Origin of the sequence: Acinetobacter gyllenbergii CIP 110306 = MTCC 11365, assembly GCF_000413855.1 — a bacterium.
Taxonomy (GTDB): domain Bacteria; phylum Pseudomonadota; class Gammaproteobacteria; order Pseudomonadales; family Moraxellaceae; genus Acinetobacter; species Acinetobacter gyllenbergii.
The window spans coordinates 1-24,444 of sequence record NZ_ATGG01000028.1 but is presented as its reverse complement, the minus strand read 5'-3'; the positions used below and the strand labels follow the sequence as shown (position 1 = coordinate 24,444).

19 protein-coding genes are annotated in these 24,444 nt (G+C 42.8%); 12 read left to right on the top strand and 7 right to left on the bottom strand.

Going from position 1 to position 24,444, the window contains the following annotated elements; translation table 11 throughout:
- Positions 1 to 258 precede the first annotated feature (258 nt).
- Positions 259 to 1,482, bottom strand: coding sequence for an MFS transporter (locus F957_RS04205; RefSeq protein ID WP_016542596.1), 1,224 nt, complete (start codon positions 1,480 to 1,482; stop codon positions 259 to 261).
- A 137-nt stretch (positions 1,483 to 1,619) separates the two neighbouring features.
- On the opposite strand from F957_RS04205, the gene F957_RS04210 reads away from it, so the two are divergent.
- Together F957_RS04210 and F957_RS04215 are read left to right on the top strand one after the other, a co-directional pair.
- Positions 1,620 to 2,273 (top strand): TetR/AcrR family transcriptional regulator, encoded by a 654-nt coding sequence (locus F957_RS04210; RefSeq protein ID WP_378319062.1) that lies wholly within the window; start codon positions 1,620 to 1,622, stop codon positions 2,271 to 2,273.
- A 103-nt stretch (positions 2,274 to 2,376) separates the two neighbouring features.
- Positions 2,377 to 3,297 (top strand): DMT family transporter, encoded by a 921-nt coding sequence (locus F957_RS04215; RefSeq protein WP_016660526.1) that lies wholly within the window; start codon positions 2,377 to 2,379, stop codon positions 3,295 to 3,297.
- 393 nt (positions 3,298 to 3,690) lie between these two features.
- On the opposite strand, the gene F957_RS04220 is transcribed toward F957_RS04215, so the two are convergent.
- The 3 genes from F957_RS04220 to F957_RS04230 are packed head-to-tail and all read right to left on the bottom strand — an operon-like array spanning position 3,691 to position 6,589.
- Entirely contained in the window at positions 3,691 to 4,260 is a 570-nt protein-coding gene (locus F957_RS04220) for an L-threonylcarbamoyladenylate synthase type 1 TsaC (RefSeq protein WP_016542599.1), read from the bottom strand.
- A 36-nt stretch (positions 4,261 to 4,296) separates the two neighbouring features.
- Complete coding sequence (gene dprA, locus F957_RS04225; RefSeq protein WP_016660525.1) at positions 4,297 to 5,427, bottom strand: DNA-processing protein DprA; 1,131 nt, start codon at positions 5,425 to 5,427, stop codon at positions 4,297 to 4,299.
- Positions 5,428 to 5,437: 10 nt separating this feature from the next.
- On the bottom strand, positions 5,438 to 6,589 hold the full coding sequence (locus F957_RS04230) for a LysM peptidoglycan-binding domain-containing protein (protein WP_016542601.1): 1,152 nt from the start codon (positions 6,587 to 6,589) through the stop codon (positions 5,438 to 5,440).
- Positions 6,590 to 6,713: 124 nt separating this feature from the next.
- On the opposite strand from F957_RS04230, the gene def reads away from it, so the two are divergent.
- The 4 genes from def to F957_RS04250 all read left to right on the top strand — a co-directional run bounded on the left by def (position 6,714) and on the right by F957_RS04250 (position 11,149).
- Positions 6,714 to 7,244, top strand: coding sequence for a peptide deformylase (gene def, locus F957_RS04235; protein ID WP_016542602.1), 531 nt, complete (start codon positions 6,714 to 6,716; stop codon positions 7,242 to 7,244).
- A 24-nt stretch (positions 7,245 to 7,268) separates the two neighbouring features.
- Positions 7,269 to 7,706: a DUF2946 family protein gene (locus tag F957_RS04240; protein ID WP_016542603.1), complete on the top strand. Its 438-nt coding sequence runs from the start codon at positions 7,269 to 7,271 to the stop codon at positions 7,704 to 7,706.
- Between the two features lie 75 nt (positions 7,707 to 7,781).
- Positions 7,782 to 9,893 carry a TonB-dependent copper receptor gene (locus tag F957_RS04245; RefSeq protein WP_016542604.1) on the top strand — a complete coding sequence of 704 codons (2,112 nt, stop codon included), beginning with the start codon at positions 7,782 to 7,784 and terminating at the stop codon, positions 9,891 to 9,893.
- Between the two features lie 65 nt (positions 9,894 to 9,958).
- Complete coding sequence (locus F957_RS04250) at positions 9,959 to 11,149, top strand: hypothetical protein (RefSeq protein WP_016542605.1); 1,191 nt, start codon at positions 9,959 to 9,961, stop codon at positions 11,147 to 11,149.
- A gap of 46 nt (positions 11,150 to 11,195) precedes the next feature.
- Here the strand turns inward: F957_RS04250 and F957_RS04255 are convergent, their stop codons facing one another.
- Together F957_RS04255 and F957_RS04260 are read right to left on the bottom strand one after the other, a co-directional pair.
- Complete coding sequence (locus F957_RS04255) at positions 11,196 to 11,957, bottom strand: hypothetical protein (RefSeq protein ID WP_016542606.1); 762 nt, start codon at positions 11,955 to 11,957, stop codon at positions 11,196 to 11,198.
- Positions 11,958 to 12,272: 315 nt separating this feature from the next.
- Positions 12,273 to 15,767: a PAS domain-containing hybrid sensor histidine kinase/response regulator gene (locus F957_RS04260; RefSeq protein ID WP_171068321.1), complete on the bottom strand. Its 3,495-nt coding sequence runs from the start codon at positions 15,765 to 15,767 to the stop codon at positions 12,273 to 12,275.
- A gap of 185 nt (positions 15,768 to 15,952) precedes the next feature.
- Here F957_RS04260 and F957_RS04265 point away from each other — a divergent pair, with 185 nt between their 5' ends.
- The 3 genes from F957_RS04265 (at position 15,953) to F957_RS04275 (ending at position 18,863) form a co-directional block, all read left to right on the top strand.
- Entirely contained in the window at positions 15,953 to 16,285 is a 333-nt protein-coding gene (locus F957_RS04265) for a DUF485 domain-containing protein (RefSeq protein WP_016542608.1), read from the top strand.
- Between the two features lies 1 nt (position 16,286).
- Positions 16,287 to 18,002: a cation acetate symporter gene (locus F957_RS04270; protein WP_016542609.1), complete on the top strand. Its 1,716-nt coding sequence runs from the start codon at positions 16,287 to 16,289 to the stop codon at positions 18,000 to 18,002.
- 204 nt (positions 18,003 to 18,206) lie between these two features.
- A complete protein-coding gene (locus tag F957_RS04275) occupies positions 18,207 to 18,863 on the top strand; it encodes a tetratricopeptide repeat protein (RefSeq protein ID WP_016660521.1) in 657 nt (218 codons plus the stop codon).
- Positions 18,864 to 19,138: 275 nt separating this feature from the next.
- On the opposite strand, the gene F957_RS04280 is transcribed toward F957_RS04275, so the two are convergent.
- The gene (locus F957_RS04280; protein ID WP_016542611.1) at positions 19,139 to 20,347 is read right to left on the bottom strand and encodes an oxygenase MpaB family protein; all 1,209 of its coding nucleotides are present in this window, start codon (positions 20,345 to 20,347) and stop codon (positions 19,139 to 19,141) included.
- Between the two features lie 85 nt (positions 20,348 to 20,432).
- Between F957_RS04280 and F957_RS04285 the strand changes: the two genes are divergently transcribed.
- From F957_RS04285 to F957_RS04295, 3 genes are all read left to right on the top strand, one after another.
- Positions 20,433 to 21,029 (top strand): TetR/AcrR family transcriptional regulator, encoded by a 597-nt coding sequence (locus tag F957_RS04285; RefSeq protein ID WP_016542612.1) that lies wholly within the window; start codon positions 20,433 to 20,435, stop codon positions 21,027 to 21,029.
- 44 nt (positions 21,030 to 21,073) lie between these two features.
- The gene (locus tag F957_RS04290; protein WP_016542613.1) at positions 21,074 to 21,769 is read left to right on the top strand and encodes an ion channel; all 696 of its coding nucleotides are present in this window, start codon (positions 21,074 to 21,076) and stop codon (positions 21,767 to 21,769) included.
- A 152-nt stretch (positions 21,770 to 21,921) separates the two neighbouring features.
- Positions 21,922 to 23,898: a BCCT family transporter gene (locus F957_RS04295; protein ID WP_016542614.1), complete on the top strand. Its 1,977-nt coding sequence runs from the start codon at positions 21,922 to 21,924 to the stop codon at positions 23,896 to 23,898.
- Positions 23,899 to 24,444 lie beyond the last annotated feature (546 nt).

Genomic DNA, 24,444 nt, shown 5'->3' with positions numbered 1-24,444 from the left:
TCAGTTGGATGACAAAAGGGTGGAGAATAAGTTGGTTTTTATAACGATCACTATAAAATAAAATAATGGATAAACAGCGTGTCGTCAAATATTTTTATAATGATCATTATAAAAATATCTGTAAGGCTTATGAGAAATTTGCATAGCTGGGACAATTGATACTGGAACGGGACATTATCAATGCGGTCGCCTTAACTGATCGTTGTAGAGCGGCGACCATTGATTATTGCTCAAAGACGAGTTTCTTCTCGGCTTGTATCATTGTTTTTGATAATGGATTTTAGGATTGTTGAGACCGCGTGCCAGTGTAAAGATCAATACCAAAGAACAGAGCACTAACGGCAGCATGGCGAAAAATAAGACCGTACCATTAAAATAATCCACGATAATACCGCCAAACATACTGCCCAACGCAATCAGGATTAAGAAGGTTAATGTCACCATTGGCATGCCTTTTTCAACAGCTTCAGGGGCATGGGTGAACATCCAGATATTGACTGCGGTTGGGATAATGCCATAAGCGAAGCCCCATAAAGCTGTCAAGATGATGGCAGAACCAATATGTGCTCCAGATAGTGGTAAGCAGAGAAAGGCAAAGAAGAAGGTGATAGCACTGACTGCAAAGGTATAACGGATATTCTTCTGACCCAGATAGCCTGCAAAAATATTGCCAAAAATCCCAGCAATCCCATAGATCAGCAGTAAACGGCTAATCAGACCATCAGAGAAGTCCAATTGATGCTTAAAAAAGGCAGAAAAATAACTGTAGGCCGCAAAGTGTGCAAAACCCATAAAAATAAAGATGATCAGTCCTTTACGTGCAGCAGAATGTTGCAACAAGATTGGTAGCTCTTTCCAACGTAGAGAAGAAGCAGGTTTCAATTGAGGCAGATAGAGATACTGGAAGATAAACAGGAGTACCCCCATCAATGAAATCGCCGTGAAAGAAGTTTGCCAGCCATTATACTGAGCCAACCATGTACCCATCGGCACACCCAATACACTGGCCAAGGTCACTCCGAACGCGACCCAAGCAGTGGCCTTGGCAATGGGTAAATGAGGTGGGGCAAGACGACCGCTTAAAGCAACCGCAGTGGCCCAGAATCCACCAACCGCAACGCCTAAAATGATACGTCCGACTAAGAGCAGGATAAAGTTAGGCGCAAAGGCTGTAAGCAGATTGGCGACAATCATCAGCAGGGTAAGCATCAGTAATAAAGTACGCCGATCCAGTGTCTTCGCCGAAATAGGAATCAGCACTGCCGCAAACATGCCGACGATTGCGGTCAATGAAACGGTTAGACCTGCTGTTCCCACAGAAACTTGAAAATCCCGTGCGATGTCATTGAGTACTCCAATCGCAAGAAACTCACCTGTGACCAAGGCAAAAGCGCTGAAGGTAACAGAGAGCAATGCCAGCCAGTTCCCTTGGGAAGGGTTTGACGCCAGTGAGCTGATGTCTGTTGCTGATGGGTTTTCCATAAAAATTCCCTTTATTGTTAGTGAGATAACAATAAAATTGAAAAATATTAATTTTTTATAACGATCGATATAAAATAAAATAGTTGATTAATGTTGCTGCGTCAATTAATTTGATAGTGATCGTTATGAAAATATCTGTGACTGTTATGACAAATGCACCTGATCCTCTGCCAATACCGTGTGATGACAGCTTGAAAAAGAAGCGTGGTCGTCCGAAGTGTTTTGACGAGCAGCAGGCTTTGGAAAAAGCCATGTTGTTATTTTGGGAGCATGGTTATGAAGCTACGTCGATCAGTGATTTAACACAAGCGTTAGAGCTGACCGCGCCAAGCTTATATAGTAGCTTTGGTGATAAAGCTGGGCTGTTTTATAAATGCATCGATTATTATTTGGCGCATGAAGCTTGTCCGATTGTGCCTATTTTTTTAGAAGCCAAAACCGCCAAAGTTGCATTTGAGCTTTATTTATATGACAACGTCAAACGTTTAGCACAACCCAATAAACCAGCAGGGTGTATGTTGGTGGTTGCCACCATGAACTGCTCGGACAATGCACAGGCGGTGCAACACAACATTCTGGAAAAGCGTTTGCAGACCAAGCAAAAACTGTTTGAGTGTTTAGAGCAGGGCGTTGCCAACGGGGATTTGCCAGCAACAGCACCTTTACAGGAAATGACAGACTTCTATGCAACGGTTGTGCAAGGTTTGACTATTCAGGCACGAGATGGGGCAACGGTTGAACAATTGCATAAAGTGGTTGAACATGCGATGCGTGCTTGGGAGCTATTCTAAGCAGTGATGTCGTGACTGCGATATAAATGTCTGAAATACGATATTTCAATTATTTTAGACATCTTCCACAATACTCCCATTGCTGAGATATGGTGAGGAAATGATGGGTCAGTTGAGTAAATACCAGAAATGGGCTTTTGTCTTGCCCTTGATTGCCGTTTTGATTTGGTCGCTGAATATTGCCGTGACCCGCTATGTGGCGGACTATATTTCACCCGTCAGTATCAGTTTTTACCGCTGGTTGGTCGCCTTTGTGATTTTAACGCCGTTTATGTTACCGAAAGTATGGAAACAGCGCAGTTTAATTGTGCCATACCTTCCTAAATTAGCGGTGTTGAGTGCCTTTGGCATGGTGTTATATCAAGGTCTTTCTTATACCGCGGCGCACTATACCACGGCAACCAATATGGGTATTGTGAATGCTTTTGTCCCGATCTTTACCATTTTTATCTCTTATTTCATTTTAAAAGATGCACCGAATCGTTTTGCGATTTTTGGTAGCGTATTGTCCTTTGCTGGCTTGATCTATGTCATGAGCCAAGGTCATCTTTCGAGTCTATTTGCACAAGGTGGACACTGGGGCGATGCGGTGATGGTACTCGCTGTCGGGTTCTATGCCTTTTATGGCGTCTTTCTGAAAAAGTGGCAGCTACAATTGCCATTGCTGACCAGTCTCTACGTACAAATTGCGTTTGCTTTGTTGTATCACCTGCCATTTTTACTTTGGTTAGGCCTAGATAGTATCAATGCTGAAAATGCAGCCAGTGTTTTCTATGCAGGGATGTTCCCATCGCTGATTGCACCCTTATTATGGATGGTGGCGGTACAGGCGATTGGCCCAAACCGGACCAGTATTTTTATGAATTTAATGCCTGTATTTACCGCAATTATTGCAAGCCTATGGTTGTCGGAACATTGGACGATTTACCACACCATCGGTGGCGTGATGATTCTGATCGGTATCGTTATGGCACAGAAGAAAACAGTGAAAGCACCTGCACAATTGGCAGAACCTGCAGCATAAATGTGAAATAAAGCGGTGCGTTTGCTCAAAATAACAACAAACGCACCAAATTATTTTTTTAATGACTGTGCTTTCTATATGATTTGCAAATATATTTTTAAGATTTATTAAATTTATGATCAAAAAAAAGCTGAATAAAAATATAAATATAATTTTATTGAAAATGCAGAACTGACAAAATTGGTACGCTTTTCACACTTTTTGTTAGATAAATAATATATTTGTATAAATGAGACGATTCCCCCATAATAACCAACACAGCAAGATGATTCATTTGAGAATGAATAAGTTGCTTATCAAATTTGCGAACCCTCTGGATGTGATTATACACATCCTTTTTATGCTCAGTTATCCCTATATAACTGAGCTTTTTTTTGTCCGCTATTCACCTAATTAGGCGCGAACAACTTCACCTGTCAGTGCATTCAAAATGCGACTTGGTTCTCGACTTAGCCCTAAATCACCTTGTAGGTAATTTAAGTTATTACCAAAATAAGCCTGAGCATCTTCCAAGCGTTGCGCGGGTGCAAGACCTGCAGGGTTGGCACTGGTAGAGACAATAAAGCCGCCAAATTGCTGACATAGCGCCATGCACAATGGATGTGTTGTTACTCGAACCGCGACCAAAGGATGTTGGCCTTTGATCCATGTTGGAATACTTTGATCAGCAGGAAGTAGCCAGGTTGTGGCACGTTCTGTCTCAAGGCGATTCGACCACGTCGCAATCACTTGCTGACGGATTGTTGTGTCTAAGTCCTGCAATAAATGTTCCACTTGCTGTAAGTGGCCAGCCAATAAGATCACACCTTTTTCAATAGGCCGATGTTTCAGTTCCAGAATCTGCTGAAAGGCTTGCTCATTGAAGGGATCACAACCTAAACCCCAAACCGCTTCAGTTGGGTAAGCCAGAATCTGCCCTTGTTTTAGAAAGTGTGCTGCTTCGGAAATAGAAGATGTGATCATGGCGTGTGTAAAAAGAAAAGGGAGAGTAGGACTAGTTTAATGCATTGGGCGACAACGTAAATAGCGTCCTGCTTGTTGTAGGCATAAGCCCAGTAATTCCAATTCCATTAATTGAGCGGTTAACTCTGCAATCGTGATTGGATGGTGCTGAGCCAGTTGATCTAAATCTTGTCCAATCCAGTCCAAACTCTGATATAACGCAATTAAATGTGTAGGTAGGCTCGGTGGCGCTGTTGTGGTGTGTTCCGCTGTTTGTTGTTGAGTTTGCCATTGCGTTGGTAGTGCTAAATCTTCGATGACCTGTTCGGGATGATCGACCAGAATCGCGCCTTCTCGAATCAGTTGATGACAACCTTGATGATGTTCACTGTAAATATGCCCAGGAATCGCGAATACCATTTTACCTTGATTGGCTGCTTCATTGGCAGTGATGAGAGAACCACTTTTCAGTGCAGCCTCAACCACCAATACTCCTAGACTTAGGCCGCTGACAATTCGATTACGTCTTGGGAAGTGTTGTTGTAAGGGCATCGTGGTCGGCAGAAACTCAGTCACGATGGCTCCAGATTGGGTAATTTGTTGTGCCAGTTGTTTGTGCTGAGCAGGGTAGACGCTATCGAGACCTGTACCTGTCACTGCAATGGTACGTTGATGTGCCAATCCACCCTGATGTGCAGCTTGGTCAATCCCAAGTGCCAAACCACTGCTGATATAAAAGCCTTTTTCACTGAGATAATAGGCAAAATCATAAGCGACTTGGCGCCCATGTGGACTTGGTTTACGGCTGCCGACCATGGCAATCTGTGGCTGTAATAAGGCCTGTGCCTGACCTTGTCCAAATAAAATAGGAGGACGATCTGCATATGGCAAGAGCTGAGTGGGATAACCTAGATCTTCAGGCGTTAAAATAAAATCACTAGATTTACAAACCAGATCAAGCAATTGTTGGAATTGTTGTTGACCCTGAGGGCTTTGAAATTCGGCTAAACGTTTTAAGTGATTGGCGTGTAAGCCCAGTTGTGACCATTCTGAGAAACGATGCGGTTGTGTTGCTTGTTCACAGTCACCAAAGTGCTGCTGAATTTTGCTAAAACTCGACAGCGAATGCTGAACCAAGTACCACACCAACACGGTGTGATAGTGATGAGGTGATAATTGATTCAACATAGGCATTTACTTAATCATCTAAACGAGGTGGCTTAATATCCGAGCCAAGTTTGATCGGTAACTCGCTTTCAAGGATATAGGCATAGCTGATACGATCAAAACTCTTAAAGATCATAGCGCTGCCCAAATATTGTCCAGGTAACTTCACTTTCTCTTTGGTTTTAGGATCTCTGACCACTTCACCATCTTGATAGACACTGAACACCTGACCAATTTCCACACCATCTGTGGTACCACGATCAACAGTCACCACGCCATTTTTGGCTGCGGTACCAATTGAACCCATCACACGAATGATTTTGCCGCCGTCTTTTACCTGATTGGCATCAATTGGGTAAAATAAGGTCGGTAGCATGGCATCCTGTTCAGCCATCACCCGATCACCACGACGAACTTCACCATTGTAGCTTTCGGTTAATTCTATCGTGGTGATGTCGTTTTCATTGCGAATGGCAACACCTGAAGCCATTTGAGTCAGCTCAACCCCAAGGCTTTGTTTTTTACCATTTTGATCTAAGATGACGTATGGTTCACCTTCACGGAATACGCCATAACGTTGACCATTTTCAAGGCCTTGACCACGCACATAAACACTCTGACCTTTACCCGCAAGTACACGGTTGTCTGCTGTACCTAAAATATAAGGGGTGTTGGCAATTGCATCTGCTGGCAATACTGAAGTACGTTCTAACCATTGCTGAATGTGTGCCAAAGGAATCACAGGAACGCTATTATTCAAAGCCTCAACACGGACTTGTGGACGTAGATTTGAAGTGTTGCCTGTGTAGCGACGAATAATCCCGTCACAACCATCACCCTCATCTTTACCGATTAAGGGCTTACCGTTCAAGCTACATAACAATAAGCGATCGCCTGGGTAAATCCAGTGTGGATTTTTGACGTGTTTGTTGCTTGCCCAAATTTCTGGCCAGCGCCAAGGCTTGCTTAAAAATTTCCCTGAGATGTCCCAAAGCGTATCGCCTTTTTTCACCACATAGACATGTGGCGCACCGACTTTAACCGAAGGTGGACTCACATTTGGGCTTGCTGCATGGGCCATGTGCATGCCCATCCCCAATCCCGCACAAATTGCAGCGGCAATCAGTTGTTTTTTTAACCCCAAGGCATGAAATGAGTGTATGCCGTTTAAAACCTTTTTCATTATCATAATTCCTAAAAATTATGTGTGTAGTTGCGTTATAATAACGACTTTACACACAATTTTTTTGATCAAGTATTCCCTTTAGTTGGTTTTTTTGATCAATGGCATAAGTGAGGACGACTGTATGGCCTTATTACCTATTCTAAGTTTTCCTGATCCCCGCCTTCGTACCATCGCCAAACCAGTCGAAGAAGTCACTGATGATATTCGTCAGCTTGCAGCAGATATGTTTGAAACCATGTACGAGGCACCGGGTATAGGTTTAGCGGCAACTCAGGTTGATCATCATATTCAGCTTATTGTTATGGACATCTCTGAAGAGAAAAACCAACCGATGGTGTTCATTAACCCCAAAGTCATTCCACTGACTGAAGATACCCAGCCTTATGAAGAAGGCTGTCTCTCTGTGCCTCAAATATACGATAAAGTTGAGCGCCCGTCACGTGTAAAAATCGAGGCAATTAACCTTGAAGGTCAAGCATTTGAGTTAGAAGCTGACGAACTTCTCGCTGTTTGTATCCAACATGAAATGGATCACTTAAATGGCAAACTTTTTGTTGATTATTTATCGCCATTAAAGCGTCAACGTGCACGTGAAAAAGTGGAAAAAGTGGTTCGCCAACGCGATAAAGAGAAAGTTGCAGTCAAACGCTAAACTGCAACGATGATGATAGAGTAGATGTTGTCCTTGTTTCGTTGTGGCTTGTTGCTGGCTTTAACCGCGGTCTGTTTGCAGATTGCGGTTTTCTTGCAGCCACTACTTCCGAAGCAATATCAAATCGCGCCTGTCTGTGAAACCATCACTCAGGCGTTGCTATTACCTAAGTTACAAGCTTCGCATAGCCATTCGGCCCATGCATCTCAGCAGCATGCGCATCAACTTGAACACACGCAAGTGTCTATGCCACAACATGATCATCACGACCCTAACCACCAATGTCAGTACTGTACGGTCTATGCCAATCTGGTGTTGCCGCCTGAATTGGGGGTAAAAGAGGTTCTGGTACGTGTCCAAATCCGTTTAGTTGCCTATCAACACGCTTTTAAGCATGTTTATTTTGCGCTACAACGGTTGTTTCTATTGCCCCAAGGACGGGCTCCGCCACTCTTTGCATAAATTAAAACTTTATTTTTGTTAGGGTTTTTTTTGAACTCTGGCTCTGTTTTATCTATGTTTTAAGAGAGACCGATGATGGCTCAACCTAAATTTTTATTACAACCGCTAACGGTTGCGATCTTGGCTGCTTCAAATACCGCAATGGCGTGGGCGGAACCCGTTCAGCATGAGCAGGCACATGTTTCACTTGCACCGATTGTGGTCACGGCACAACAACCAAATGAAAGTAATGGTTTGGTGGTGAAAGCAGACCCGAAGAAACCGATACAACCTATCCCTGCGACAGATGGGGCGGATTATCTACAAAGTATTATGGGTTTTAACGCTATACAAAGTGGTGGCACCAATGGAGATGTGACCTTTCGTGGCATGTTTGGCTCCCGTATCAAGATTCTGACCGACGGTACGGAGAACCTTGGCGCATGTCCTTCGCGTATGGATGCACCGACCTCTTATATTTCTCCTGAAAGCTATGATCGAATTTCAGTGATTAAAGGGCCACAAACGGTTCAATATGCCAATACTGGCTCAGCAGCAACAGTGATTTTTGAACGTGAACCTGAAAAGCTCACCCAAGAAAAACCCTATCGTGGACAGGCGAGTGTATTGTGGGGTTCATTTGGGCGCTTGGACCAGAATGTTGAAACGGCGATTGGTGATGAGAAAAAATATATCCGTTTAAATGCCAATCGTTCTGAATCGAATAGTTATCAAGATGGTGATGGTAAAACCATTCCATCGTCATGGGAACGCTGGAATGCCGATGTAGCATTGGGTTGGACCCCAGATGAAAACACGTGGCTGGAATTGACCGGTGGTAAAGCAGATGGTGAGGCTGAATATGCTGGGCGTGGAATGGATGGTGCACAATTTGCCCGTGAAAGTTTAGGTTTACGGTTTGAAAAGAAAAATGTCACTGATGTAATCAAGAAAATTGAAGCTCAGGTGAACTATAGCTATAACGACCATATTATGGATAACTATAGTTTGCGTACACCGCCATTGGTTGAAATGAGCCATGATGGCATGACCATGTTGATGCCAAACCCGATGGCCATGCAAGTGACACGCCGTACTTTGAACTCACGTTTGGCGATGACGTCTGAATGGGATCAGTGGAGCTTAATCACTGGGGTCGATTCTCAGTTCAATAAACATGGTGGCAGTATGTCATCGCCGACCATGCCATCGATGAATGTGCCATTCCGTCAAGATATGCGTTTCCAGTCTTATGGGGCATTCGGTGAGTTGACTTATCAATTGAACCCACAGAATAAAATCGTGACAGGTGCTCGGGTAGACCAGGTCAAAGTTGAGGATGAGCGAGCGGACACTAAAGCTAAAGGTTTTAACACCCAGCTTGAAAAAACCTTACCAAGTGCTTTTGTTCGTTTGGAAAATCAAAATGCTGAACATGGTCTAAATAGTTATGTCGGTGTGGGCTATGTTGAACGTATGCCTGATTATTGGGAGTTGTTTAGCCCAGAGCATGGCAATGCAGGTTCGACGAATACCTTTAATGGTGTGCGGCCAGAGAAAACCTTACAGTTAGATCTTGGTTTTACTCAGCAGCAGGGCGCGTTTAATTCTTGGGTGTCGGCTTATGCTGGCTTGATTGACGATTATATTCTGATGAATTATCACGATCATAGCCATTTACATGCGGGTGAGCATGGCGGACATGGCGGTGGTGGAATTACCGCAGGTGCCAAGAATGTGGATGCCACCATTGCGGGTGCTGAGGCTGGAATCGGCTATCAGTTTACCGATCGCATTCAAGCAGATGTGAGTGCCATGTATGCGTGGGGTAAAAATACCACGGACAATACGCCATTACCACAAATTGCACCTTTAGAAGGACGCGTGAATCTACGGTATGTTGCCGATAAATATACATTGGGTATGTTATGGCGTGTGGTGGATCAGCAAAATCGTGTCAGCTTGCATCAAGGGAATATCGTGGGCTATGACTTGAAACCAAGTGCTGGTTTCTCAACGGTTTCATTGAATGGTAGTTATAGTCTCAATAAAGATATCGATCTTTCAGTGGGGGTGGATAACGTCTTGGATAAGACCTATACCGAACACCTCAATAAAGCAGGCAGTTCTGGTTTTGGTTTTGCCAGTGAAGAGCAATTCAATAATACGGGTCGAAATTACTGGATGCGTATGAGCATGAAGTTCTAAGCTGAGTTAGAATCAGTCAGCCCAATCAAACACGTTGGGCTGACTGAATCGAGGTGAAGAAAAAGATGCATCATATTGTGGATGACAAAATAACAATTATTCAAGAATTACAACAACAGGGCTATGCTCGTATTCTAGTTGAAGTGTGGACTGATGAAGTTCGAGACAGTATTGATCAGATGTTGCGACAAGCAGGATTCGCGCACTACCATGTACATAAAATTAAGAATGAGCAGAATAGTTACGTACTTGTTCTAAGCAATTTAACTCATGACCTCCCTTATTCTTTGGAAAAGGACTACCCAGCCAGATCTTCATTTTTACGGATTTTACCGTTAATTTTGGCTGCAAGTTTGATTGCATTTACCGTACTGTTAAGCAGTTATTCCAAAGATCTAATGTCCTTTGTTGTGGTTATTGTGATTCCGGCAATACTCGGCTCATTGTTCGAATATTTTATGATTCGAAAGCAGCCCAATCCCATTTTTCTCTCCAAGCTGTTCAAGATTCAGCCGCTTGTTTTTGTAATCGTGATTATGTTCTGTGTGATCGTGTTAAGAGAAGGCATTATCTGTTTGATCATGCTCTTACCGATTTTACTGATCGGTTTACTGCTGGGTGCAGGTTTGATGCGATTGATCTGTCATTATCTATGGAAGCCCAGCGCCAAAATCTATTCTTTTGCACTCCTGCCGCTGATTTTATGGTTGTTATTACCTGATTTTAGCCGTACTGAATATGGACAAACCCAACGTTCGGTCGTGATTCACGCCCCAGCACAGCAAGTATTTCAGGCCATTAACCAGATTGGCAAGATTCAACCAGAGGAGGTCAAAGACAGCTTTATTTTTAGCATGGGCTTTCCCAAGCCTATTTTTGGTATGACAGAGCAGCATGAGGGTGAGCTGATACGCACTATTCAGTGGGAACGTGGTATCAAGTTTGAAGAAAAGGTGACTGCATCGCATGCGCCATATTTATTGTCCTGGACATACCAGTTTGCTCCAGATTCTTTTCCAAAGGGGTCATTGGATGATCATCTGGAAATGGGCGGCAAGTATTTCGATTTGCTGAAAACAGATTATCAATTAGAACAAATCGATGTGCATACCACCAAGTTGATTCTAAGCATTGATTATCGTTTATCCACTGAATATAACTGGTATAGCCGTTTATGGGTCAATTATGTTTTAAATGAGTTTAGTGATGTGGTGATGCAGATTCATAAACAGCGTTTAGAAAAAGATCTGCCTTGAGCGAAAGTCAAAGAGAAGCCACAATCTTGGTTGTGGCTTCGGCTGATTAAGCCAAGCAATCTTGTTTTGGCATTAAGCTATCGCAATACAATGGGTTTAAAGCACATTGTAAATCATCAATCTGCTCTTGAGTCACATAGCCTTTGGCTTTGAGGTATTCAGCAACACGGTCATCACGCAAACTTAAAAAGGCGGCATCATATACGCCTAAATCAACAAATAAAGCCGCGGTTTCCAAGCTGTTAAAATGGTCTAAGAACACATCATTTTCATACATCAAGAAAATATGCGTCAAAGCGGCATTAGCATCAACTTTGAGGCGCTGTGCTAATTGCTCAGGACGCGTTTTGATAAACAATAAATCAGAAAGCTCATCAAACTGGGTTTTGTCCAACTGGTGTTCACCGCCTTTGACATGGCCTAACCAAGCTTTAAACACCAGTACCGCACCACCACGCAATAACATACTCCAGATTTGATGGCGGCTTTCATGGTCGAGATGAGCGGATTCATTTTCCAGAACCTCTAAAAACTTTTCTTCCTGTTGTGCCAGTTTTTCAAATAAACCCAAGCCTTGTGGATGATAAGCAGCGGGTGCAAACACATCAAAATTGAGTTCATCAAATACATTGAGTGCCAGTGGAACAGCGGCTTGATAAAGAGTATTCAGGGCACGTAACTGGGTATCTTCCAGTTTGCTATGTACAAAAATCGTTTGCCAATCCAATTCAGGTAGTAGGGCATTGGCACTGTATTGGCGATAAAGCTGTTGTGAGCTATGATCCGTTGTCGGGTTGTTGTGATTCATGATCAATGTCCTTTTTGACAATTTGTGATGAGAAACCCAACAAGCATGGCGCTAGGCTTCGATTCAATTGATCAATTTATGCGGGATCAAGAAAGCAAGTAGAATACGACTAAAGTCGTAGATGTGATTTTCACCCTGAAAATTTACATTAAAAACAACTGCTTAATTAATTGTAAGTAAGTGTACAAACGTTCACTAATGTAAGTGAACGTTTTTGCCATAGCCAATAACGATTTGAGCACTTTGGTCAATTTGTCATCAACAAAAGGGCTTGTTTTTGATCATTTTGGCCTATGTTGCAAAATATTTAGTCATTTATTGCATTGGCATGATTTTGAGTCCTGATAACCAAGCTCTTAAACCCGCAGGTTTCAAAGGCTTTTTCAACAACACAATATTCTGCTGTTTTAAGTACTGTGGTAACTCTGGATCAGAATCTGCAGTAATCAGGGCGACTGGAATATGAGGCAGTCGATGTTGTTCAATGAAATCTAGACCGCGTTGATCATGATTTAAGTGCTGATCGATCAGCCAGACCTGAATGTCTTCTTGCTCAATTAGACGCAAGGCTTGCTCAGGTTCAGTCGCGGTGAAAATCTGATAGCCCCATTTACTCAATAAAGTGCGCATCCCTTGCAGAATGGTCTCATCATTGTCTAAGCACAATACTTTATAAGCCGTATGTTGCAGTGCTGTCACATGTGGGAGGGTCATTTGAATTTTGGGCGCTTCAGCAAGAGGGACTTCAATCATGAAGCAAGAGCCTTTGCCCAGTTCCGAATAGACATGCACAGGGAAATCCAACAGGCTGGTCATACGTTGTACGATGGCCAGTCCGAGGCCAAGGCCTTGTTCACCCCAAGGCGAAGTATGGCCACAGCGCTCAAACTCTTGGAATAATTTGAGGCGTTGCTGTTCATGAATGCCGGGACCTGTATCCCAAACCCCAATCCGGATATGGTTTGGACGTTGCGCAGAACGTAATACCCCAACCACCACACGACCCTGTGCGGTATAACGCAATGCATTGCTGACAAAGTTTTGGATAATACGTCGCATCCATTGTGGATCGGTATCGACCCAAAATTTGGTGTCGTGAACAGACAACTGAATATTGCGTTGCGCTGCAATGGATTTGAACTGTAACTCCAGATCATTTAAGAGGTCGTGCAATGCATAAGCTTGGCGCTTCGGCTGAATGCTACCACCTTCCAAACGGGCAATATCTAGGAGTGCTGAGAGCATACTTTCTGCGCCGTAAAGTGCTCGATCTAGTTGTTGCAAGGTTTGTTGATCTTCTGCTGAATGCACACTTTGCTCTAACGCGGTACTAAATAAACGAGCTGCATGCATCGGCTGTAATAGGTCATGACTAGCGGCTGCCAAGAATCGACTTTTCGATTGATTGGCTTTATCGGCTTGTTCCAGTGCCAGTTGTTGCTCGGTCAAGGCATTGGCAAGCTGTTGAGTTCGATCACTGACACGTTCTTCCAACACCGCTTCATTTTCACGGAAGGCCGTAATGTCAGCGAAAGTGGTCACGAAACCACCACCCTCAATTGGGTTACCACGCATCTGAATGACCAGACCATCTTTACGAATCCGCTCGAACTCATGGGCGCTACCGACTTTCATCCAGTGCAGTCGTTTACGCACATGCTCCTCAACAGGACCAGGACCGCATTCACCACGTTCCGCGTTATAGCGAATCAAATCAGAAATTGGACAGCCAACGTAGACTAAGTCTTTAGGATAATCAAATAACTTCAGGTATTGATTGTTCCATGCCACCAGACACATGTTTTTATCTACCACACTCACACCTTGGGTCATATGGTCGATCATGGTCATGAGCAAGTTTTGGTTGAAACGTTGCCATTGTGAGGCTTGGTCAAGAATATTGGCGACTTGGCCTAAAGCTAGACCATTGTTAATCATGGCGGTGGTTAATAAGGTACGGGCAGACGCTGCACCAATAATCCCAGCCAGATATTGTTCAGTGAAACGCCACCACATGCCATTGGCGACATGATTTTCATTTAAAACCACATGGTTTTGTTCACAAAACTGTTGGAAGGCTTGAAGGGTTGGCTTATCACCAGTGACCCGTTTAGCCAAGGCCAATAAGTCCCCAACCTTGAGACGTGCTGCATTCAGGTGTAGATCTGTTAGATCGGTATTGGATTGAGCCGATGGCAGGGGTTTACTTTCATAATAGAAAAAGCTTTCCGCCTGAATTTGTTCAGCCACACTTGGACGATACAGGCGCGACACCCAAATATACAGCACCACGTTGAGCCCCAGTGACCACAATACGCCGTGAGTGAGAGGTGCAAAGGATTCAAATCCAAGTAACGCTTCAGGACGTAGGCCATTAATATCGAAAGGCCCAAACAATAATAGATGTTGTGCAAACTCTTGATAATGATCTGGTAGGCTGCGCAATACTGTTGGGAACAGTAGCGTGTAGCTCCACATAGCAAAGCCCATAAGTAAGCCAACATAGACCCCTTGACGACTTGCACCACGCCAATACAGCCCCCCAATTAGGGCAGGGGAGAATTGGGCCACCGCACTAAAGGCCAATAAACCAAAAACCGAAAGCTGATTGATGTCATTAAAGAAATGAAAGAATAAAAAGCCCAGTAGCATCACACTGACGATACTGATGCGGCGGGTCAATTTAAGTACACGCGGCAGATGCTGATCATGGCGAGAAATGATTTTAAAGCGCCATAATGCAGGCATGATCAGGTCATTACTGAGCATGATTGATAGTGCCACCGAAGCCACCAACAGCATCCCAGTCGATGCTGAAAAACCGCCTAAAAAGGCCAATAAAGCCAGCCATTCTTGTTGATAGCTTAAAGGCAGGGCCAAGACCGCAATATCAGGAGTACCGAGGGATTCAGGTAAGGAATGCAAGGCCCAACTGGCAATCGGTATGATTGCAATCACAGTTAGGATCAGATAAGCCGCGAACCAGCGGCGTGCGCCACGAATATGCTTTTCATCGCGTAATTCGACCACCGCCACATGAAATTGACGCGGCAAGCAAATCATGGCTAAGCCTGCCAATAGGGTCTGCACCCAAAAGGTTTCAGGAACCCCCAATTGTTGCAGGTCATGGAAATGCTGATGGACGTCGCTACTGACCTGTTTGATATTCTCAGGCGATTGTAATAAGAAAAAAGCAGCGACACAGAGCAGTGCGAACAGTTTCACAAAGGATTCAAAGGCAACCGCCAGCATTAAACCGCCATGTTGTTCGGTATGGGCAATATGGCGGGTACCAAAAATCATGGCCAAAATCGCCAATACCGCAGTCAACACCAGCACGCTATTGGTGGTGGTATGAATATGTGCGTTTTGCTCAAGAATGACTGAGGCACTCAACGCAATGGCACGCAGTTGCAACGCCAGATAAGGCACAATCGCAATGACCGCAAGAATCGTGACCAGTGCAGCCAAGCTCCCGCTCTTGCCATAACGCGCCGCGACAAAATCGGCAATTGAGGAAATGGCATGATGTTGGCGAATGCGTCCTAAGCGCTTCCAGATGTCATAGCCAAACCAGATAAACAGCAACGGGCCTAAATAAATGGGCAGGAAAATGACGCCTTGACGCACTGCAGCACCCGTTGCGCCGTAAAAGGTCCACGAAGAGCAATAAACCCCTAAAGTCAGACTAAACAGCAGCATACGCCCACGAGTACTTAAACGGCTGGCGTGTTTTTCACCAAAAAAAGCACAGCCGAATAACAGCACGATATACAGGGCAAGGACGCTAAGAATAAGCCAACTGTTCATATTGCTCACGTGATCGAATTCCATTTTTTATCATACCCGAAGCGCAGGTAGGGCAAGGAGTAGAGATTTGCATTTAGAGACCAAAGTCTAAGTTACGAGTCAAGCATAATCTTGTTACTTTGGATAATGAAAAATCCCATGCAAAAAAGGGGTCCACGGTTGGACACAAAAATAAGGAGTTGATTATGGATGATTCACAGGTAGATCGAATTCTACATAATCCAAAGTTTCAAGAGATGGTCAGCAAAAAGCGCACATTAAGTTGGACATTAACAGCAATCATGTTGTTTATCTACGTCGGGTTCATGCTTTTGGTTGGCTATAACAAAGAATTTTTAGCAAGTTCATTTAGCGGTGGTGTAACAACATGGGGGATTCCCCTAGGTTTAGGCATTATCGTGTTGTCATTTTTATTATGTGGTGTGTATTCCTATATTGCCAATACCAAACTTGATCAACTGAATGAAGCAGCCCTCAAGGAAGTTGAGGCCATTGCACATGAAAAAGGGATGCACTGAGATGAAAGGGACATCATTCAAAGCGATACTGTTTACGCTGCTCAGTTTTTGTTGTTCAAGTGTGGCATTTGCCGGCCCTGATCTAGGTGCAGCGGAACAGCAAGCAACCAACTGGCACGCGATCATTATGTTTATGATCTTCGTGGGCTTTACCTTGTTCATTACCAAATGGGCAGCGAAACAAACCCAGTCAGCACAAGATTTTTATACCGCAGGTGGCGGAATCAGCGGTTTCCAAAATGGTTTGGCGATTGCCGGTGACTATATGTCAGCAGCATCGTTTCTCGGTATTTCGGCCTTAGTTTTTAGCTCGGGTTTTGATGGTTTACTTTACTCACTTGGTTTCATGGTGGGTTGGCCAATTGTACTTTTCCTTGTTGCAGAGCGCTTGCGTAACTTAGGAAAATATAACCTGTCAGACGTGGTCTCATTCCGTTTGGAAGAGAAACCAGTACGTACCTTGGCAGCATTCAGTTCATTGGTTGTGGTGGCATTCTATCTGATTGCACAGATGGTGGGTGCGGGTCAGTTGATCAAATTGCTGTTCGGTTTGAACTACAACATTGCGGTGGTCATCGTTGGTTTATTGATGATGGCTTATGTCATCTTCGGTGGCATGTTAGCGACCACTTGGGTACAAATCATTAAAGCAGTGATGTTACTCAGTGGTGCAACTTTCATGGCCTTTATGGTAATGAAAGCAGTAGGCTTTAGTTTTAGCAATATGTTTAACCAAGCCATTGGTGTGTATAGCCAAGCACATAGCATAAGCTGGGACGAAGCAGCCAAAATCATGGGGCCAGGCAAACTCGCGGCGAATCCAATCGATGCATTATCACTTGGTCTTGCCTTGATGTTTGGTACAGCAGGTTTACCGCATATCTTAATGCGTTTCTTTACCGTAAAAGATGCCAAAGAAGCACGTAAATCAGTTGTGGTGGCGACAGGTTTTATCGGTTACTTCTACTTATTAACATTTATTATTGGATTTGGTGCGATTCTATTTGTTGCCAACAACCCGCAGTTCTTGGATGCGGCGAAAGCAATGGCAACAGGTAAATTAGAATTAGTCGGTGGTAACAACATGGCTGCGGTTCACTTAAGTGATGCTGTTGGCGGTGATTTGTTCATGGGCTTTATCTCGGCAGTGGCGTTTGCAACAATCCTTGCTGTAGTGGCTGGTTTAACCCTCTCTGGCGCATCTGCAATCTCACATGACTTATATGCCAATGTGTTTAGAAAGGGTAAAACCACACCTGAGTCTGAATTGAAGATGTCAAAAATTGCAACCTTAGGTTTGGCAATCTTTGCCATGATCTTGGGGATCTTGTTCGAGAAGCAAAACGTTGCCTTCATGGTGGGTTTGGCATTCTCAGTCGCGTGTTGTGCAAACTTCCCAGTATTGGTGTTATCGATGTTCTGGAAAGGTTTAACTACACGTGGTGCAGTGATTGGCGGTGTGGTTGGTTTAGTCGGTGCAGTGAGCTTGATTATTCTGTCTAAAGCGGTTTGGGTGGATACTTTGGCGATTTCTGAAACTGCGCCAAACCCATTCAATGGTCCAGCACTGTTCGCAATGCCGTTATCATTCCTTTGCTGTTGGTTCTTCTCTGTAACTGATAAATCAGCACGTGCACAGAAAGAGCGTAAAGCATTTGATGCACAGTTCGTACGTTCAATGACCGGGATCGGTGCATCTGGCGCGTCAGATCACTAATGACCTCGAGCTCAAAGACAGCCCTTATCTTTTGATAGGGGCTTTCTTTATTTGAAATACATAAAAAATATGATTGAGGTACGTGGTGAGGCTAAAAATAAATTTTGAATTGGTTTTTATTATTTAGATGACATTATAATTTTGAAAAATTTAAAAATTGCGACCATTACTTTATTTGTCGTCAAATTGATATGAGATAGCTTTATGTATTTAATAAAGAATATTTTAATTTTCTTAACTCTTGTATTTTCAACCATGGCATGTAGCGAAAGTTCAAATCTTCCTAAAACTCAACTCGCACAGATAGATGCAATGTTAGATGAAGATTTTGTGAAAAAAGATATTCATGTTGCTTATGCAAAATATTTAGAAGAAGCCAAACAAGGAGATCCAAATGCTCAACTTAGCCTTGGGATGATCTATAAACGTGGTTCATATGGCCCTGAAAGAGATTTTACCAAAGCTGTAGAGTGGTTTCGACAGTCTGCCCAATCTGGCAATCCTTATGCTCAATACAATCTTGGTTTAGCTTACTTGTTTGGACAAGGGGTTGATGAAAATTTTGAAGAAGCATATGCATGGTTTATGAAAGCTGCGATGCAGGGGCATGCAAATTCACAATATGAACTTGCATCAATGTATCGTGCTGGTGAAGGTGTAGCCAAAAATGAGATCAAAGCCATGGAATGGATGACAAAGGCCGCTGATCAGGAAATGGCGATTGCAGCATATGCACTCGGAGAAATGTATGAAGATGGTTCTGCTGGAGCAGTGAATATTAAGTTGGCCAAAAAATGGTATAAAAAGGCTGCTGAATATGGCTTATCATGGGGTGCAGATAAGCTCGTGGAATTACAATAGCAGGCGAGAAATGCAAAGCTCCCGATGGAATATCATTGGCATTATAAAAAGTGCGTCATGATCTAGCTTTAAGCCTTTTCTCATTCTCATCGCCTAAAAGAAAAAGGGTTGAGGCATAATTCAGTGAGCTACAAGAAGCTCGTATATCAATAGTATGATCAATTGTTATTTATAAAGGTATTGGTGTCGTGAATAAACAGGGTTGATGAATCTGCTCCTTAACCGATATGTCAGTATAATGAAGCCCTCGTAGATCGAGGGCCTTTTTTTATGAGCTATTGATGCATGCTGGCCAGTTGCTGCCCTTGGTTGCGATATAAAGACAAGCCGATTCGTTGCAAATGACGTCCATTTTGTTCAAGGAAGTTGTTTAATTTTGGAATATGTTTGGCACCTGTATAGAGGGCTAAATTACGACCTATTAAATAATAAGCAAACCATGATGCCGATTGAGTGGGTAAACCTAATTTCTGCATTTTTTTGCGACCGATAAAAAACTGGGTAATTTCTAGATGCTGCTTATAGGCCAGTTTTTGTTGGAAAGAACGTAGATACTGGTATTTTCGCTCAAAGGGTTCTTTGGAAAGGCTAGACCCCAGAGAAATACTGCTTGCATCTGCTTGAGGGTGTGCGAAGTGCATCCAGTAAATGAGTTTCCAACCATCAGCCTCATGATCAACCAACCATTTTTCCTCTACACCCATTAACCAGCCCGCATATTTCCAGAAGTGTAAGAAGCTATCGACTTCTTGTTTGCTTGGAAAAATGCCTAAAGCCCGTATTCCAATCAAGACGACACCACTAAAAGCGATATTGGTCATCGCCTGATCATATTGATTGATCGGTATGCCCCAAGTGTCTGCATCCCATTTTTCTGATTTTTGTAATTGATGACGCACTAAGGCATGGATGAAGCGTACAAAAATGGTGGAGGTAAAGCCTTTGCTATAACGTTCAAACCCATTGGGCTCAGTGATATCCACCCACCATTTGGTGGTTTCGGCTAAACGTGTTCCCGCCTGTTTCTTTAATGCGCCTGTTAGGATTAAAGGTTGATTAAAACCAGGATACATATAACCCGTCATTAAGGATAGATCTCGTAGGATCAGTCCGTTATTGATGCCCAAGCGATAGGTGAATTTCAATGCAGCATCAATTTTGTTTTGCTCATACCAAGCAGGTTTTTTTTCAACGAATTGGAAGAAGGCAGTGAGTTCAGGAATTTCATGTGGCAGTTTATCGAGGCCTTGATATAGCGCCGTTTCAAAATATTTACGATGCAGCTTAGGATTTTGTAACACCCACAGCAGCAGCTGATCCATCGGTGCATCACCACTTTGCAGGGCAGTATTCAGTGCCTGATACTCTTGATAACTCGGCTGAACGTCCTGTTGGGTCATGTAGCTGAGAAGCTTGGTTTTGAGATTAGATTGACTCATGTCTTCAAACGCTGCCAAACGTTTAGGTTTAACGATGCTTTGCATTGCATAAAGCCTCTGATTGTTATTTAATCAAAGCTTAATACGAATAATTATTCGTATTCAATTCGCATTTCCATTGAGGCTGAGCATGAGAAAACGACCACAGCAGCAACGTGCCAAGATGATCGTCGAAAGTATTTTGGAAGGGGCGCAGAAATGTATCGCTGAATATGGCGTGTTGCAGGTGACGACACCTAAAATCTCTGAAAAATCAGGTGTGAGTGTTGGGTCGATTTATCAATATTTTGAAAATAAAGAACAGATCATCGCAGAATTATTACTGCGCAAAAGTGAAAATTTGGGGCAGGCAGTCAAGCAACTGGTGATGCGACAACAACAAACCTCTATTCAGGACATCATCACATTAAGCATTGCCTTTGGCTTTGAATCATTGAAGTCTGATCAGGGATTTTTTATCGAAATTCTAAAAAACTGGCATGCCTATAGTGATTCCGAAGCAGCACAGGTTTTGGAGCAGCATTTTTTAGAAATCGGTATGTATTTATTCGGGCGTTATTATCCGCATTGGGATTTTGAAACTTTAAAACATAAGTCTTTTGTGATTATTAATAGTACCTTATTTACCATGATGCGTTATGCCAGTAAAAATACTTTTCTAATTGAAGAACAGCGACTACAACAAGAACTGTCTAAAATGATTGTTTCTTTTTTAGATGCAGTATGATGCACTCAACATAATCAAAACATAACAAGATTCAGGACAATAACATGCAAAGTTTAAAACAATTTTGGAGCGGCTTTCGTTTACTGCCATCAGCATGGTTATTACTGGTTCAACTGGCATTATTGGTTTTATATATGTTGACCACAGGTGACAGTGAATTTCGGGCTTTGACTTGGTCATTGGGTGTCTTGGCCTTGTTGATTATTGCCAAGGTGATTCGACAGACACCTGTGTTTACTTTTTGGGGCTTGGTTTTTGTTAGTGGTGCCTTTCTATTTTCGATTATGATTTTTATTGGTTATGGCAATCAGACCATTCAAATCATCGCGCATAGTTTTGAAGCTTTGGCCTATTTCTATGCTGCCTATGGCTTATTGCGCTATATGTTTGCAGATCGCTATCTCACTAAAGATGAGTTATTTGCGGCAGGGGCGGTATTTACCCTCATCGCTTGGGGGTTTGCCTTTTTATATAGTATCTGTCAATTAATTTTGCCCAATAGTTTCCAAAATCCTAATCAACCTCAAGCCTTACAGCATTGGCTCGATCTATTATTTTTGAGTTTTAGTCTACAGTCTGCAACAGGATTGTCGGATTTGATCCCGATCAGTCCTGCGGCTAGAGTATTGGCGATGCTACAAATGTTTGGTGGGGTAATGTATCTGGCGGTAGTGGTCTCGCGTCTCATCGCGTTGCAATATATTGCACACGTGCCCAAGCACTTGAGTGATAAAGAATAACTTTGTTACAGCATTACAACTGCTTTATTTTTCACATTTTTTATAATTTATATCGAGTTTTGCAAAATTTAAGCTCGCTTTTGTTCACATTGTGAATGTCTTCTTTGGCCATTAGGGCCTGTCCATTATCATTAGAATAACGTGGGGGAATTATGCCTTCCAAGCCATCTTCGCAATTTGCGAATGTGAATCCAAACGTGTTTTTAAGCACGGTGATTATCATTGCGATTTTTATCGCAATCGTTGTAATCGCACCCAGTTCATTTGAATTTCTGACCCAACAATTGAAGCAGTGGATCACCGATTCCTTTAGCTGGTTTTATGTCTTGTCTGTTGCGGTGTTTTTGATTCTGCTGATTTATATTGCTTGTTCCGCCAGTGGTAAAATCAAATTAGGACCTGATCACAGTCAACCTGAATATAGTAATGGCTCCTGGTTTGCCATGCTGTTTACTGCAGGGATGGGCATCGGTTTGATGTTCTTTGGTGTCGCGGAACCCGTAATGCACTATGTCAGTCCACCAAGCGGTGATCCTGAAAGTGTAGATGCTGCACAACAAGCCTTAAGAATTACCTTTTTCCATTGGGGCTTACATGCATGGGCAATTTATGCCGTGGTCGGATTGGCCTTGGCCTATTTTGCTTATCGGCATAATTTACCGTTAAAAACCCGTTCAGCCTTATACCCCATTATTGGTAAGAAGATTTATGGTCCTTGGGGCGATAGTATTGATACCTTCGCCACCATTGGTACGGTTTTCGGGGTGGCGACCTCTTTAGGTTTTGGTGTGACGCAAATCAATTCAGGTTTGCATTATCTCTTTGGTATTGAACAAAGTAGCAATGTTCAGGTGATCCTGATTATTTTTGTCAGTGCTTTGGCATCCATGTCGGTATTTTTAGGTCTGGATAAAGGGGTAAAACGTCTCTCCGAACTGAATCTGATTTTGGCTTTGGTGCTGCTGGCCTTTGTGTTTATTGCAGGTCCAAGTATCTATTTGTTGCAAACCACCATTCAAAACATGGGTTCGTATATGTCGAACCTATTTGGTATGACCTTTAATCTCTATGCCTATCAACCGAATGGCTGGATTGGTGGTTGGACCATTATGTATTGGGCTTGGTGGATTTCATGGTCGCCATTTGTAGGTATGTTTATTGCCCGTGTATCGCGCGGCCGAACCATCCGTGAGTTTATTGTCGGTGTGTTATTGATCCCGACAGGTTTTACCATCATCTGGATGGGGTTCTTGGGTAATGCCGCGCTGTTTAACATTATGCAAGAACATAATGTTAGTCTCATTCACGCCGTACAAAGTGATTCATCAGTTGCGTTATTTGAGTTTTTGAATCATTTGCCATTTTCAGGGGTGATGAGTTTACTGGCGACGGTATTGGTGATGCTCTTTTTCGTCACCTCTGCGGATTCGGGTGCGCTGGTTACTGATTATCTCACCGCTAAAACCGAAAACTCTCCCACATGGCAACGTTTGTTTTGGACGGTGTTGATGGCAGCATTGGCCATTATCCTATTGTTGGTTGGTGGTCTATCGGCATTGCAATCTTCCATCATTATGAGTGCATTGCCTTTTACTTTTATTATGTTGTTGATGAGCTGGGGGCTATTAAAAGCCTTAAAGCTGGATGTCACCAAGATGAAAGCCATTCAGGAAGCGCGAATTACCCCACGTGCCATCAATAATCCACGTAGTTGGCAGCAACGTTTGGGTCTGATCATGCATTACCCGCATACAGAAACAGAAGTTCAGCACTACATTGAGACACAGGTGCGTAAAGCCTTTGAAAGTATTCAACGTGAATTTAAGCGCCGTCACTTGGAAGTGGAGATACGTGAAATTGAAAATGGTCTGCAACTGCATGTCGATCATCATCATGAAATTAACTTCACTTATAAAGTCATCTCACATGCCACTGTTCCACCAAGCTTCATGTTGGGACGAGCAGAGGAGGATGAGGCCAATTACTTCCAAGCAGAAGTCTTTTTAAGAGAGGGTGGACAAAACTATGATGTGATGGATTGGACGCAAGAAGATTTAATCCAAGACATTATTGATCAATATGAACGTCATCTATACTTCTTGAATATTGTGAGAGGCAGTACTTCTTAAGAGAAAGTACTTATTACAACACTGAAAACAACGGTTTTGAGCGATCAAAGCCGTTGTTTTTATTTTGGGTGGTGAAATTTTAAACATGAATCGAATGGGAGACAGATTTTTGCATGGAGTGAGGTGTTTAAAATAAAAGCTAAATATAAAAATAAAGCTGCTTTATTGCTGATAATAAAAACATATTTTCAATAAACTATTTAAATTTCATGTAGTTAGTTTGTTTAAATTCACTTTTAAGATAATTAATAAATTTTAAATTATATAAATCAGTTAATTAGATGCGTTAAAGTTTAAAAATAAAACAACCGAATAATTTAATTTTTAAAAGTGCTTGCAACGGGTCTGAAATACTGTAGAATGCACATCCATCGGCGGTGATGCAGATAAAAACTTGTTGAGAAACAAGGATTTGGCTAGAAAGGTTAGATTCTTGGGTTGATTGATAAGTTTGCTAAATATCTAAATTACCTGTTGACTTTTAAGAAATTGAGAGTAATATAGCCGACCTAGCTTGATGATGACGAATCATCGAGAAGATCATTA